At 65.7% G+C, this 13,659-nt stretch carries 12 protein-coding genes; all 12 read right to left on the reverse strand.

The window, feature by feature from the left end; translation table 11 throughout:
* Positions 1-18: 18 nt before the first annotated feature.
* The 12 genes from G315_RS0105430 to G315_RS0105485 all read right to left on the reverse strand — a co-directional run bounded on the left by G315_RS0105430 (position 19) and on the right by G315_RS0105485 (position 13,359).
* On the reverse strand, positions 19-1,611 hold the full coding sequence (locus G315_RS0105430; protein WP_018143973.1) for a peptide chain release factor 3: 1,593 nt from the start codon (positions 1,609-1,611) through the stop codon (positions 19-21).
* Positions 1,612-1,742: 131 nt separating this feature from the next.
* Positions 1,743-2,549 carry a tetratricopeptide repeat protein gene (locus G315_RS0105435; protein ID WP_038031762.1) on the reverse strand — a complete coding sequence of 269 codons (807 nt, stop codon included), beginning with the start codon at positions 2,547-2,549 and terminating at the stop codon, positions 1,743-1,745.
* A 174-nt stretch (positions 2,550-2,723) separates the two neighbouring features.
* Positions 2,724-3,203 carry a ribosomal protein S18-alanine N-acetyltransferase gene (rimI, locus tag G315_RS0105440; RefSeq protein WP_018143975.1) on the reverse strand — a complete coding sequence of 160 codons (480 nt, stop codon included), beginning with the start codon at positions 3,201-3,203 and terminating at the stop codon, positions 2,724-2,726.
* Between the two features lie 91 nt (positions 3,204-3,294).
* On the reverse strand, positions 3,295-4,038 hold the full coding sequence (locus tag G315_RS0105445; RefSeq protein ID WP_018143976.1) for a uracil-DNA glycosylase family protein: 744 nt from the start codon (positions 4,036-4,038) through the stop codon (positions 3,295-3,297).
* A gap of 4 nt (positions 4,039-4,042) precedes the next feature.
* Positions 4,043-4,873 carry a CDP-diacylglycerol--serine O-phosphatidyltransferase gene (gene pssA / locus G315_RS0105450; RefSeq protein WP_018143977.1) on the reverse strand — a complete coding sequence of 277 codons (831 nt, stop codon included), beginning with the start codon at positions 4,871-4,873 and terminating at the stop codon, positions 4,043-4,045.
* Complete coding sequence (locus G315_RS0105455; protein WP_018143978.1) at positions 4,870-5,544, reverse strand: phosphatidylserine decarboxylase; 675 nt, start codon at positions 5,542-5,544, stop codon at positions 4,870-4,872. Before G315_RS0105455 ends, pssA begins: the two co-directional genes overlap by 4 nt.
* A 61-nt stretch (positions 5,545-5,605) precedes the next feature.
* A complete protein-coding gene (gene ilvC, locus G315_RS0105460; protein ID WP_018143979.1) occupies positions 5,606-6,622 on the reverse strand; it encodes a ketol-acid reductoisomerase in 1,017 nt (338 codons plus the stop codon).
* Positions 6,623-6,708: 86 nt separating this feature from the next.
* Positions 6,709-7,203: an acetolactate synthase small subunit gene (gene ilvN, locus G315_RS0105465; protein ID WP_018143980.1), complete on the reverse strand. Its 495-nt coding sequence runs from the start codon at positions 7,201-7,203 to the stop codon at positions 6,709-6,711.
* Between the two features lie 22 nt (positions 7,204-7,225).
* Positions 7,226-8,944, reverse strand: a complete 1,719-nt coding sequence (gene ilvB, locus G315_RS0105470; RefSeq protein ID WP_019612059.1) for a biosynthetic-type acetolactate synthase large subunit — start codon at positions 8,942-8,944, stop codon at positions 7,226-7,228.
* Between the two features lie 390 nt (positions 8,945-9,334).
* Positions 9,335-10,918: a DNA mismatch repair protein MutS gene (locus G315_RS0105475; RefSeq protein ID WP_019612060.1), complete on the reverse strand. Its 1,584-nt coding sequence runs from the start codon at positions 10,916-10,918 to the stop codon at positions 9,335-9,337.
* 135 nt (positions 10,919-11,053) lie between these two features.
* Entirely contained in the window at positions 11,054-12,223 is a 1,170-nt protein-coding gene (locus G315_RS0105480) for an aldo/keto reductase (protein ID WP_018143983.1), read from the reverse strand.
* Positions 12,224-12,468: 245 nt separating this feature from the next.
* Positions 12,469-13,359 carry a PEP-CTERM domain protein gene (locus tag G315_RS0105485; protein ID WP_018143984.1) on the reverse strand — a complete coding sequence of 297 codons (891 nt, stop codon included), beginning with the start codon at positions 13,357-13,359 and terminating at the stop codon, positions 12,469-12,471.
* Between the last annotated feature and the right edge of the window lie 300 nt (positions 13,360-13,659).

Raw genomic sequence — 13,659 nt, forward strand, 5'->3', positions numbered from 1 at the left:
TAATTAGGAGCGCGGAGGTTACTCCGTCGGCTGTCCGTGCTCGCGGGTCGACTGGAAGCGGATCTCCGGCCACTTCTCCTGCGCCATCTGCAGGTTGACCCGGGTCGGGGCGATATAGACCAGATCGCCGCCGTGGTCGATGGCCAGGTTGGTCGCCGCCTTCTCCTTGAACTCGTCGAATTTCTTCGGATCATCGCTTTCGACCCAGCGCGCCGTCTGGACGTTCACGTTCTCGAACTGTGCCTCCACCTTGTACTCGGTGCGCAGTCGCTCGGCGACTACCTCGAACTGCAGCACGCCGACCGCCCCCAGGATCAGGTCGTTGTTGGTCAACGGGCGATAGAGCTGGGTTGCGCCCTCCTCGCACAGCTCCTGCAGCCCCTTGGCGAGCTGCTTCATCTTCAGCGGGTCCTTCAACTGCGCGCGGCGGAACAGCTCCGGGGCGAAGTTCGGCACGCCGGTGAAGGTGAGGTCCTCGCCCTGGGTGAAGGTATCCCCGATGCGGATGGTGCCGTGGTTGTGGATGCCGATGATGTCGCCGGGATAGGCGGTCTCCACATGCTCGCGGTCGGAGGCCAGGAAGGTCAGCGCGTCCGGGATCTTCACGTCGCGCCCGATGCGCACGTGGCGCAGCTTGGCGCCCTTGTCGAAGGTGCCCGAGCAGATGCGCATGAACGCGATGCGGTCGCGGTGGTTCGGATCCATGTTCGCCTGGATCTTGAACACGAATCCGGTGAACTTCTCCTCGGTCGGCTCTACCTTGCGCGAGTGGGTCGGCCGCGGCAGCGGGCCGGGAGCGTACTCGACGAAGTCGTCCAGCAGCTCCTCGATCCCGAAGTTGTTGATCGCCGAGCCGAAAAACACCGGGGTCTGCGCACCGCTCAGGTAGGCCTCCGGGTCAAATGCGTGCGAGGCGCCCTGCACCAGTTCCAGTTCCTCGCGCAGCTCCCCGGCCTGCGGCCCCAGCACCTCGTCCAGGCGCGGGTTGTCCAGGCCCTCGATGATCTCGCCGGTGGACTTCTTGCCGCCCTCTTCGGGGTCGTACAGATGCACCGCGTCGCGGCGGAGGTGATAGACGCCACGGAAGCGCTTTCCCGAGCCGATCGGCCAGGTGATCGGGGCGCACTGGATCTTCAACACCTCCTCGACCTCGTCCAGCAACTCGATCGGATCGCGGCCCTCGCGGTCCATCTTGTTCACGAAGGTCATGATCGGCGTATCGCGCAGCCGGCAGACCTCCATCAGCTTGATGGTCCGTTCCTCGACACCCTTGGCGGCGTCGATCACCATCAGCGCGGAGTCCACTGCGGTCAGCGTGCGATAGGTGTCCTCGGAGAAGTCCGCGTGTCCCGGGGTGTCCAGCAGGTTCACCATGCGGCCCTTGTACGGGTACTGCATGACGGAAGAGGTGACCGAGATGCCACGCGATTTCTCCATCTCCATCCAGTCGGAGGTGGCATGGCGCGCTGACTTGCGCCCCTTGACCGTACCGGCGAGCTGGATCGCGCCGCCGTACAGCAGGAGCTTTTCGGTCATGGTGGTCTTGCCTGCGTCCGGGTGCGAAATGATCGCGAAGGTCCGGCGTCGGCGGGTTTCCTCGATAAAGGACATGAATACGGGCCGCTTGAATCAAGCCCGTCAGTTTAACGCGAAAGCGCGGGTCCGGTTCATCTTTCCGGGTGCCCAACATGCAAACGGCCCCGAAAAACGGGGCCGTTTGCATGGGTTCCGGCGCTGCCCGATCAGCGCGCCGAGGCTGCCTGAAGCGCGGCGTTCTGTTCCTTGAGGCGCCCCTGGGCAGTCACCAGGTCACGGTTGTTCATGCGGGTCTCCAACGAGGCCAGGCGTTCCCGGTCGTCCGCCATGCTGTACCAGACATGTGCCTGCACCAGATCACGTTCGACCCCGCGACCGTTCTGGTGCAGGCGACCCAGCCCGATCTGGGCATGCCGGTAGCCCTGCTCCGCTGCAGCGGTATACCAGCGCGCGGCGGCGGCCGGATCACGCGAGGTGCCCTGACCATTCTCGTGCATCAGCCCCACATAATACTGCGCGGCAGGCAGTCCCTGATCTGCCGCCTTGCCCAACCACTCGAGTGCAGCGGTCGGATCCTGCTCGCCATTGGCCAGATGGCTGCCCAGCCAGTACTGGGCATCGGCATGACCCAGTTCCGCCGCGCGTGAGTAATGTTCGTGACTGCGTTCGGCGTCGGCCGCGGTGCCCTTGCCGGTCGCGAAGAGGTAACCCAGATAGTAATGCGCACTGGCGTGGTCGGCATCCGCAGCGCGAGCAAACCAGCGCAGGGCCTGATCGTAATCCACCGCCGTGCCGCGCCCGGCGTAGTTCGCCATGCCCACGTCGAACATCGCCGCCGTATTGCCCTTCTGTGCGTTGCTTTCACGGATCTCGTACCAGACTTCCAGCAGCTCCTGCTGGCGCTCGGCCTCGTCGTAGCCGAAGGCCTGCTGGGCATGGGCAAGCCCTCCGGTAGCCAGGAGCGGCAGCGCCAGAGGGAGCGAAACAAACAATGCACGTAGGGATCGGGACATGGGTTACCTCATCCGGAGTCGGGGCCAATACCGAGTTCGATCATAGACCCGGGGGGTGACCGTCACAACGCGGAGGTCCCGGGACGAGAACCCAAGGCGGCAAAACCCGACCGGGTTACGGATTTTGCACCCGACGCTGTGACTGACTTCACACTCCGGCGCCGAACCGACACATCATGCCCCGGCGGGTGCGGCGCAGCGACGCGTCAGCACCCAGGCATCCTCGCGGCCGCTGGGGAGCGGGTAATAGCGCGGACGGGTACCGATATGCTCAAAGCCCTCGGAGCGGTAGAGCTGCACCGCCGCCACATTGGATGGGCGCACCTCGAGGAACAACGCCTCTGCATCCTGACTGCACACATAGTCAAACAGGCGACGGACCATGAAACGGCCAAGCCCGTTGCCCTGCCAGCGCGGGTCCACCGTAAGGTTGAGCAGGTGGGCCTCGCCGGCGGCCACCGTCAGCACACTATGCCCCACCTGGCGACCATCCACCGCCAGCACCCAGCAGTCGTAACCCACCCGAAGGCAGTCCTCGAAGATGCGGGCGGTCCAGGGGTACACATAGGCCTCGCGCTCCACGCGCATCACGCCTTCCACATCGGCCACCTGCATGCGGCGCAACTCGGGCTGGACGCGGGGTTCGGCACTCATGACGCAGGCTTCTCCAGCAGCAGTGAAGGAAAGGACGGGGCGAGGTGTCGTTGGTTCGGAACCCGGCGACTCGGCCAAGGTTCCCAATCCCTCAATCAGTGAGCGGTTCTGACAGACAGGTCCGGGCGCGCTGCAGGTCCTGCCAGGCACGGGCCTTGTCACCCGGCTTGCGCAGCAGGTAGGCCGGATGGTAGGTCACGATCAGAGGAACGCCCTGGTAGCGCTGCTCCGTGCCACGCAGCCGACCGAGAGGCTCGTCCGTCGCCAGCAAGGCGTGGGCCGCTACACGCCCCAGCGCCACAATAACCTCTGGCTGGATCAGTTCGATCTGGCGATCGAGAAACCCGCGGCAGGCCGCGGACTCCTGGGGTTTCGGGTCACGGTTTCCGGGCGGGCGGCACTTCAGCAGATTGGCGATGAAGACATCGCGGCTCCGGTCCAGGCCCAGCGCCAGCAGCATGTTGTCCAGCAGCTGCCCCGCACGACCCACGAAGGGCTCGCCACGGCGGTCCTCTTCCGCACCCGGGGCCTCGCCGACGAACAGCCAGCGCGCGCGCGGGTCGCCCACCCCGAACACGGTCTGCGTGCGTTCGCGGGCCAGCTCGACGCAGGCATGGCAGCCGCGCACCCGCGCCTCCAGGGCCTCCCAGTCCAGGGTACCAACTGCGGCGCCCGGCGCCCCGGCATCCACGACCTCGGCGCGCTCGCCCGCCACAAGGGCGGATTCCGCCGGAGGCGCCGCGGCCTCGGTCTTGTCCTCCAGCGCGATGCGCGAGCGCCACACCGGAATGCCCATATCCGCGAGGATGCGGCGCTGGCGCACCGACAGCAACACGCGGCTACTCCCCCGACGGCGCCCGGCGACGATGCCGGCGCCAGCGCTCCAGGGTCAGCAACGGTCCGGACAGGGCATAGATGACGAAGGCCGCCAGCAGGACCTTGGGTGGATCCAGGGCCAGCAGCATCAGCGCCAGCACCACCCCGACAATCGCCAGGAAAGGCACCCGGTGCTTGAAGTCCATGTCCTTGAAACTGAAGTAGGTCAGGTTGCTGACCATCGCCGCCCCGGCGAGCACGGTGACCACCAGGATGCCCACCAGATAGGGGTCGGCCAGCTCCGCCGGGATGCCCCAGTCCTCCAGCACCCAGACCATGCCCACCAGGATCGCGGCGCTGGCGGGGCTTGGCAGCCCCTGGAAAAAGCGCTTGTCGCTGACCGCGAGCCGGCTGTTGAAGCGCGCCAGCCGTAGCGCCGCGGCGGTGGCAAAGAAGAACGCCGCCACCCACCCGAAGTTGCCAAGGTCGTGCAGTTGCCAGAGGTAGACCACCAGCGCCGGGGCCACACCGAAGGACACCAGATCCGACAGCGAGTCGTACTGCGCGCCGAACTCGCTCTGAGTGTCGGTCATGCGCGCGACGCGGCCATCCAGGGTGTCCAGCACCATGGCCACGAAAATCGCGATGGCGGCGGTGATGTATTCGCCGTTGATTGCGGACACGATGGCGAAGAATCCGGAGAACAGCACCCCGGTGGTGAACAGGTTGGGCAGCAGATACACCCCGCGCCGGCGCCGGCGATGGGGCGGCTGATCGTCGGCGACGGTATCCTCGCCCTCGATGTAGTCCGGCTCGGGATCCGTCCGTCGGTCGCCTTCGTCCCCTGTACTCATTGCAGCACCTCCGCCGCGCTCTCGTCGTCCCCGGTCGCCTCGGATTCGGGTAACCCGCCGAGCAAGGCCGAACCCGCCAGGACCCGCTGACCCGGCTCGACCATCACCTGCGCGCCGACCGGCAGCCAGACCTCGAAGGTACCACCAAAGCCGGCGAACCCCATGCGCTTGCCGCGTCCCAGGCGGTTGCCGGGGACGTTGTTCTGCATGCGCACCATGCGGGGCCAGTGATCGACGCTGAGCGCCAGGGTCAGCCGGGCGCCCTCGTCGGTCTCCAGCGCATAGGCCAGACGCCCCTCCAGCTGGGCATCCGTCACCTCGTCGGTCTCCTTGCCGGGCCAGACCCGTTCGCGAATCTCGGCCTCCTGCGGGGCGTGCACGTTGTATTCGCCCAGGCGGCGCTGACGCAGGCGGATGCAGACCGCCGGCTTTTTCGTAAACGGATCCCGGGTCTCGGTAATCGACTCGATCGTGCCATCGGCCGGGGCGATCACGCCCAGGGCCGGTGCCGGGGCCTTGCGCCGCACGTTCCGGAACAGCCCCATCAGGGCCACGGTGAGGATCACCATGAACAGGCCCAGCTCCGCCTCCCCGACCAGCAGCGTAATCACCGTCATCCACGCGGCGATGATGACGAACAGACGGCCTTCGGGAGCTAGCGGAAACAGCATCGGGTGCTCGGGAGAGAGGACGCCCTGCGACAGACCGGAATGTCCATCGCAGGGCCTCGCATCAGTTGCGGGACTTGTCGACCAGCTGGTTGGCCGTGATCCACGGCATCATGGAGCGCAGACGCTCGCCGACCTGTTCGATCTCGTGGGCGGCGTTCAGGCGGCGGTTGGCGGTCATCGACGGGTAGTTCATCGCGCCTTCCAGGATGAACTGCTTGGCGTACTCGCCATTCTGGATGTTGCGCAGGGCCTCGCGCATGGCCCAGCGCGACTCTTCGTTGATCACCTTCGGGCCGGTCACGTACTCGCCATATTCGGCATTGTTGGAGATCGAGTAGTTCATGTTGGCGATGCCGCCCTCGTACATCAGGTCGACGATCAGCTTGAGCTCGTGCAGGCACTCGAAGTAGGCCATCTCCGGTGCATACCCCGCCTCGGTCAGGGTCTCGAAGCCCGCCTTGACCAGTTCCACGGCACCCCCACACAGCACGGCCTGCTCGCCGAACAGGTCGGTCTCGGTCTCGTCCTTGAAGGTGGTCTCGATGATGCCAGTACGCCCGCCGCCGATCGCCGAGGCGTAGGACATCGCGATATCGCGCGCCTTGCCGGAGGCGTCCTGCTGGATCGCGATCAGATCGGGGATGCCGCCGCCGCGCACGAACTCGGAACGCACGGTGTGGCCCGGGGCCTTGGGCGCGATCATGATCACGTCCAGGTCCTCGCGCGGCTCGATCTGGTTGTAGTGGATCGCGAAGCCGTGGGCAAAGGCCAGCGTCGCGCCCTGCTTCAGGTTCGGCTCCAGCACGTCGCGGTACAGCGCGGCCTGGTACTCGTCCGGGGCCAGCACCATGATCAGGTCGGCGCCGGCGGTCGCGGCATCGACATCGGCCACCGTCAGGCCGGCCTCTTCGGCCTTGGCGCGCGAGCCGGAGCCTTCGCGCAGACCCACGGTCACGTCCACACCGGAGTCCTTCAGGTTGTTCGCATGGGCGTGGCCCTGCGAACCGTAGCCAATAATGGCCACCTTCATGCCCTTGATGATGGAGAGATCGGCGTCTTTGTCGTAATAGAGATTCATCGCAATTTCCTTGATATCAGCCCCCAGCGGGGCCCATGGCAAACAAACGGGCCCCGCCCCCGCAACCGGGGGCGGGGCCCGGGGATTCAGATTTGCAGGGCGACGTCGCCCCGGGCGATGCCCATCACGCCGGAGCGTACGACCTCCAGGACGGTAAACGCGTCGAGGGCCACGAGGAAGGCGTCCAGCTTGGAGCCCTCGCCGGTGATCTCGATCACGTAGCTGTCGTGGGCCACGTCGATGATCCGGCCGCGGAAGATATCCGCCAGGCGTTTGACCTCCTCGCGCTCGGCGGCCTCCGGCACACGCACCTTGACCAGCGCCATCTCGCGCTCGATGTGCGGATAGGCGGTCATGTCCAGCAGCTTGATCACGTCGATCAGCTTGTTCAGCTGCTTGGTGATCTGCTCGACGATCTCGTCGGAACCGCTGGTGACGATGGTCATGCGCGACAGCGACGGGTCGTCGGTCGGCGCGACGGTCAGTGATTCGATGTTGTAACCACGCGCGGAGAACAGTCCGGCCACCCGCGAGAGGGCACCGGATTCGTTTTCCAGCAGGACACTAATGATATGACGCATACGGCTCTTCCCTGTACCCGGCTCAGACCAGGATCATTTCGTTCTGGCCGGCACCGGCCGGGATCATCGGATACACGTTCTCGGACTGGTCGGTAATGAAGTCCATGAACACCAGGCGGTCCTTCTGCGCCAGGGCCTCGCGGATCGCGCCCTCGACGTCGCCCGGCTGGGTGATCTGGATACCGACGTGGCCATAGGCCTCGGCCAGCTTCACGAAGTCCGGCAGCGCATCCATGTAGGACATGGCGTAGCGGCCCTGATAGAAGAACTCCTGCCACTGCCGGACCATGCCCAGGTAGCGGTTGTTCAGGTTCAGGATCTTCAGCGGCAGCTGGTACTGGAAGCAGGTCGACAGCTCCTGGATGCACATCTGGATGCTGGCCTCGCCGGTAATGCAGCCCACCGTCGCCTCCGGATGCGCGAACTGCACGCCCATCGCAAACGGCAGACCCACGCCCATCGTGCCCAGGCCACCAGAGTTGATCCAGCGATTGGGCTTGTCGAAGCGATAGAACTGCGCCGCCCACATCTGGTGCTGGCCGACATCGGAGGTCACGTAGGCATCGCCCTCGGTCAGCTCCCAGAACTTCTGCACCACGTACTGCGGCTTGATCAGCCCAGAGGTCTGGTCGTACTTCAGGCAGTCCTGCGCCTGCCATTCCGCGATCTGTTTCCACCAGGTGGCCAGGGCCTCGGCGTCCGGCTTGCTGCCGGCCTCGTTCAGGCCCTTGATCAGTTCGCGCAGCACCGGCTCCACCTCGCCGACGATCGGCACATCCACCTTCACGTTCTTGGAGATGGAGGACGGATCGACGTCCACATGCACGATCTTCGCATGCGGACAGAACTTCTCGATGTTGCCGGTCACGCGGTCATCGAAGCGCGCGCCAATGGCGATCAGCACATCCGCGTGGTGCATGGCCATGTTGGCCTCGTAGGTGCCGTGCATGCCCAGCATGCCCAAGAACTGCTTGTCCGACGCCGGATAGCCACCCAGCCCCATCAGGGTGTTGGTGATCGGATAGCCGAGCTGGCGGGTGAACTCGGTCAGGGCCTCGGAGCCACGCCCCAGGATCACGCCGCCGCCGGTGTAGATCATCGGCTGCTTGGCCGACAGGATCAGGTCCACCGCCTTGCGGATCTGGCCGGTATGTCCCTTCGTGGTCGGGTTGTAGGAGCGCATGTGGATGCTCTCCGGGTACTCGAACACGCAGGTATCGGCCGTCACGTCCTTCGGGATATCGACCACCACCGGGCCGGGGCGCCCGGTGGTCGCCACGTAGAAGGCCTTCTTGATCGTGGTCGCCAGGTCCTTCACGTCCTTGACCAGGAAGTTGTGCTTCACGCAGGGACGCGTGATCCCCACGGTATCCACTTCCTGGAAGGCGTCGTTGCCGATCATGCTGGTCGGCACCTGCCCGGTGAACACCACCAGCGGCACCGAATCCATGTAGGCATCGGCAATCCCGGTAATCGCGTTGGTCGCGCCGGGGCCCGAGGTGACCAGGGCCACGCCCGGCTTGTCGGAGGACTTGGCATAGCCCTCGGCCGCGTGCACCGCACCCTGCTCGTGGCGCACCAGCACGTGGGAGACCTTGTCCTGCCGGTACAGCGCATCATAGATGTGCAGTACCGCACCACCGGGATACCCGAATACGACTTCGACGCCCTCGGCCTGGAGGCTGCGACAGAAGATTTCGGCGCCGGTGATGGCGGTGGCGGAGCTTGCGGACTCGGACATGGTGGTCGACTTCCTTACCGGGGGCTTGTGCACGATCGTCGGGCGATCACGCACCACAAATCAAAATAGCCCACCATCCTAATATGAAATCGCCCCCATTTCACGCCATAAAGCGGATGGGCACGCGCCGGTCCTCGCGGGGAACCAGCGACGTAGCCATCGGCACACGGGGCTAACCGACCCCGCCGCCCTGCCCGCTCCCACGAGATTGCCAGGCCCCCTGCGGGGCCTCGCAATGACGGGGGCAACAAGCACCGTCATCGCGAGGCGCGAAGCGCCGTGGCACAAAAGCGCGGAGCGCGTTGAACGGCCGCAGGCCGGCCCGCAGGGCGAGCGCAGCGAGTAATCTCCGCGGGCGGCCCCGGCGCCGGACCGAGCCGACACCGTAGGTCAGCTGTGCTCGCCCCCGGCCTGCGCGGTGGGCAACTCGGCAAAATGCTCGCGGGCCCGCGCCACCAGCTGCGGTGGCAGGCCGTTCTTCTCGGCAATGGTCAACCCGAAGGAGACCCCCGGCTCGCCGATCAGCAACCGATAGGTGGGCGACAGGGTCTCCGCGTCGAACTGCATCGAGGCATTCACGATGCCCGCATGCTGCGCCGCGTAGTCCTTCAGCGGTGCCAGATGGGTATTCACAATCCCGCGCGTACCGCGGGCGCGCAGCTCGTCCAGCATCGCCATGGCGAGGGCTGCACCTTCGTCGGGGTCGGTACCGGTACCCAGCTCGTCCAGCAGGATCAGGCTCTCGGAGCCAGCATGGTCGAGGATCCGCTTGAGCACCTCCACATGCCCGGCGAAGGTCGACAGATGGTGGAACAGGCTCTGGTGGTCACCGACATCGACCATGACCCGATCAAAACGACCGATGCGACAGTCCTGCTCGGCCGGGATATGCAGCCCGCACCAGGCCATGGTGACCAGCAGGCCCAGGGTCTTCAGCGCGACTGTCTTGCCGCCGGTGTTCGGGCCGGTAATCAGCAACAGCGGCTGCTCGCCATCCAGACGAATCGACAGGGGAACCGGCTGCGGGCCGTTCCCCTCGGCGAACTGCAACAGCAGCAGCGGGTGGTAGGCCTCGATCAGCTCCACGCCGGCCTCGGGCTCCAGCCTCGGGGCATGGGCATTCATCTGCGCCGAAAGCTGTGCGGCGGCCGAGGCCAGATCAATCCAGGTCAGCGCGGTCAGCATCAGATCCAGGGGCTCGCCATGCTGGCGCACCCCATCGGTCAGCTCGCGCAACAGACGCTGCTGTTCGGTGTTGATCTGACTGTTGACCGTATCGAGCTGGTTGTTCAACGGGACCGCCTCGATCGGCTCCACGATCTGGTCACGCCCACCCATCGCGGTGCCCCGACGCACACCCTTGACCGCCCCGGCCGCGTCGCCGCGCAGCACCATGACTGCGCGCTCCTGGTGCCACTGCACCTTCAGCGCATCCTCGCCCTTCTGCGCCAAATCGGAGTCCGCCAGGCGCTTTTTCACCACCGCCTCGACCTCGTCACGCAGCCGCCCGCGCTGCCCGAAGGCCTCGACCAGCTCGGCGCTGGCGTCTTCGCGCAGCGAGCCGCCGGGGTTGAGGCAGGCAGCCAGGCGCTCTTCCAGCGCCTCGGGTGGGTACAGCTTGTTCAGGTCCGCCGGATAGATCTCCGGGGTGTCGGCCAACCGATCCGCCAGTTCACGGGCCTGGCGCATGATGACCTGCAGGTTGTGCAGCGCCTGCACTGGCAGGGCCGCGCCGGGGTTGGCCGCCTGGCGCAGCGCGGCACGCACATCCGGCAGCTGGCCCAGCCGCGGCAGCGTGCCGGCATCCAGACGCTGGCGTGCGACGGTCACCGCCTTTTGCAACGCCCGCGCCGCATCCAGGTTCGGCGCCGGTTCCAGCCCGCGCGCGGCATCCGCGCCGTAGGGCGTGGCAGTCAGGCGCTCCAGCAGACGCTGGATCGCGGGGAATTCGAGGGCCTTCAGATCAACCTGCATGGCATACCCTTGTGTATGAAATCTCCACCACCGCAGAGGCTCCGGAACCCTTGTAGGAGCCGGCTTGCCGGCGAAGCCCCTGCCAAAGTCGGACGCGGGCAGGGGCTTCGCGTGCAAGCACGCTCCTACAAGGCGTTATTCCTCCTCGGCCTTCTTGAACATGCCGAGATAGGCCTTCTTGTCCATCATCGGCTCGCGCATCACCGCCAGCATGTCGTCCAGATGCTCCGGCGTGCTCATGCCGACCAGCGAGGTGCCCAGACCCGGCGTGGAGCGGTTGAACTGCAACGCGCGCTGCGCCGGGTTGGGCAGGCTCGCCAGTTGCTGCTCGACCACCTCCACCGACTGCTTCGCCAGATGCCCCTTCAGCATGGAATGCGAGGCGATCATGTACACCTCCAGCTGGTGCGCGGCCTGCAGCGGGCTCGCCACATTGCCCTGCCCGGTCGCGGTGTTGAAGCGGGTAAAGCCTTCCAGCATCACCTGGTTGAACGGCAGCATGGCGATCTTGAAGTGGTGCCGCGCATGGTCGTCGCCGGTCACCGTCTGCGCGGCGCGTTCGGCCAGGCCCTGCATGGAGGTGAGCGACTGGAACACCGCCGCGTCGGTCTCCTCGCGGAAGCCCTCGAAGGTGGAGATGCCGTAGGTGCGGATCTTCTTTTCGAGTACCGCCCGCTCCAGCATCTCGAACACCGGCTCCAGCTTGCGGTTGGTCGGCTCCTTGCCGATCTCGTGGATGTGCACTTCGGGCTGATCGATCAGGAACGCGTCCAGCGTCTCCACCCCCATCAGCGAGCGCGACAGCTCCATCTGGTAGTGGAGGTATTCCGGCGTCAGCAGATGCGCGCCCTTGGCCAGATCATCCTTCGTGCCCATGCCCTGGGCCTCGATCTCGCGCTGGAACCAGGCCTCCATATCGTCCGGAGGCCCACCGCGCAGGGTCAGGAAGCCGCCCTTCGAGATCAGGAACATCGCCTCGCGCGGAACCCCGGCCTCCAGCGCGGTACGCACGCCGGCCCCCACCGCGGCCAGCGACCGGCCGTAGCGGTAGTGCGCGCCGGTATCGACCACGTTGACGCCCTCGGCCAGGCCACGCGCAACGATCGCGGAGATCTGCGCGTCGACCTCGGCGGTGGCTGCCCCGCCGAAGGTGCCGATCCCGAGGCTCGACAGGCGCATCTTCGCGCGCGAGAACTCGCTGTAATGCCCCTCGGCGGCCTTGCCCTCGGACACGAACTGCTCTGCGTAACGACGCGTCGCCTTGGCATTGGCGTATCCGGGTATCAGTTTCTGCACGGGCTGCATGCGTCTCCTCGATTGGTCGCGGGCCCCGGGTGACGGACTCCGGGAAGCCCCGAACCCTCACCCACCCGATGAGGGGGAGAATCGTACGTCAGCGGACGGGATTTGCGAAAACCCGCAACGCGAGCGGGCCACTACCGGCGGCATTGTACGGCCGCACAAACAGCCGCGCCCTGGCATGTGCCAGGGCGCGGGGCAGAGGCCGACCCGAGCCGGAAGCCGGGGGCGGCAGAGGAAAGCAGCAGAGGCTACAGGCCCGGGGCCGAATGCCGATAGCGGCGGAAGGCCCCCAGCATCACGAGCCCAAGCCCGATCAACCAGACCGGCCCAGGGAGCGGGACCTCGGTCGTGGTCGTGAACCGTCCGCTGAGATAGAGCTCCTCGAAGCCATTGTTCAGGTCATCCAAGAAGAAATCGATCCCGAACAGATAGCCTTCGCCGGAGAACAGGCCGAGATCCATGGTCGGGGCAAACACGATGTAGTCCAGCTTGCCGCTGCCCTTGTTGGCATCGGCCTCGTACACCTCGCCCGAATCGCCAATCACCTCGACCTCGCCGGGCGAGAGAACCGGGCCGCCATTGCCGTCGTCGAAGATCCAGCGAGCCACGCGTTCCCCGGTGACGGGGTCGTAGATAAAGACCTCGGCCTGGACCCACAGATCGGGGGCTGAGCCTGTCTGGTTGTGGTCGAAGATGAACGTGGGGATTGTGGCCCCCGGGTTGATCGCATCCAGGTACGCCAGGAGGTTGTCCACCAGCACAGGCCCGTTGGCCTGGGTGCCCAGCCCCCAGTCACCAGTGAAGTCGGTCGTACCGCCACCCGGCAAGGGCATGGGGTCCTCGAAATTGTAGCTGCCGCCGGGCCCGATACCCTGGTTATCCGCGCCACCAGCACCCGTGCCCACAATCAGATCCAGCGTGCCGGTGCCCTGCCCGGTAAACTGGTCATTGGACAGGAAACCCCACTGGTTCAGCAACGAGCCGGAGTAAGAATAGAAATCGTTGTACTGAATGGCGACCGGGATCCCGTCATAGGTCGCGTCGACGTCCGGAAGCTCGATAATGGCCGCGTTCGCCACCGAGCCTGCGAGCATTACGCCCGCTAGCACCACCACCTGCTTACTCCACCACTTGCGCATCACACTCACCTCCGGGTCCCGGCCTTTTGACCGCTCAGGGCGCCTTTCGCCCTCTCGAGCAACTACGAAGCAAGACACGCGCCAAAGCCGCTACATCCCTGTTTTATCGTGAGTTTTTCGCAAGTCCGATTCACCGCGAAGGGCCTCGTGTAAACCATACCGACACTTTTCTGGAAATCGGCCCGAAACCCCGTCGGAAAGCTTTACACCCGATGAGCGCCCCAGGAGACACGGAGCCGCAATCCAGGCTCGGTATCGTCTGTGCCCGCAGTCACGGGCCGGTGATGGTTCAGCGTCTCT

The organism is Thioalkalivibrio sp. AKL7 (genome assembly GCF_000381705.1).
In the GTDB taxonomy this organism is placed as follows: domain Bacteria; phylum Pseudomonadota; class Gammaproteobacteria; order Ectothiorhodospirales; family Ectothiorhodospiraceae; genus Thioalkalivibrio; species Thioalkalivibrio versutus.

Excerpts from the sequence above, each read along its gene's own strand:
- G315_RS0105430 (WP_018143973.1), bottom strand. The coding sequence starts at position 1,611 with ATGTCCTTTATCGAGGAAACCCGCCGACGCCGGACCTTCGCGATCATT.
- G315_RS0105435 (WP_038031762.1), bottom strand. The coding sequence starts at position 2,549 with ATGTCCCGATCCCTACGTGCATTGTTTGTTTCGCTCCCTCTGGCGCTG.
- rimI (WP_018143975.1), bottom strand. The coding sequence starts at position 3,203 with ATGAGTGCCGAACCCCGCGTCCAGCCCGAGTTGCGCCGCATGCAGGTG.
- pssA (WP_018143977.1), bottom strand. The coding sequence starts at position 4,873 with ATGAGTACAGGGGACGAAGGCGACCGACGGACGGATCCCGAGCCGGAC.
- G315_RS0105455 (WP_018143978.1), bottom strand. The coding sequence starts at position 5,544 with ATGCTGTTTCCGCTAGCTCCCGAAGGCCGTCTGTTCGTCATCATCGCC.
- ilvC (WP_018143979.1), bottom strand. The coding sequence starts at position 6,622 with ATGAATCTCTATTACGACAAAGACGCCGATCTCTCCATCATCAAGGGC.
- ilvN (WP_018143980.1), bottom strand. The coding sequence starts at position 7,203 with ATGCGTCATATCATTAGTGTCCTGCTGGAAAACGAATCCGGTGCCCTC.
- ilvB (WP_019612059.1), bottom strand. The coding sequence starts at position 8,944 with ATGTCCGAGTCCGCAAGCTCCGCCACCGCCATCACCGGCGCCGAAATC.
- G315_RS0105475 (WP_019612060.1), bottom strand. The coding sequence starts at position 10,918 with ATGCAGGTTGATCTGAAGGCCCTCGAATTCCCCGCGATCCAGCGTCTG.
- G315_RS0105480 (WP_018143983.1), bottom strand. The coding sequence starts at position 12,223 with ATGCAGCCCGTGCAGAAACTGATACCCGGATACGCCAATGCCAAGGCG.
- G315_RS0105485 (WP_018143984.1), bottom strand. The coding sequence starts at position 13,359 with ATGCGCAAGTGGTGGAGTAAGCAGGTGGTGGTGCTAGCGGGCGTAATG.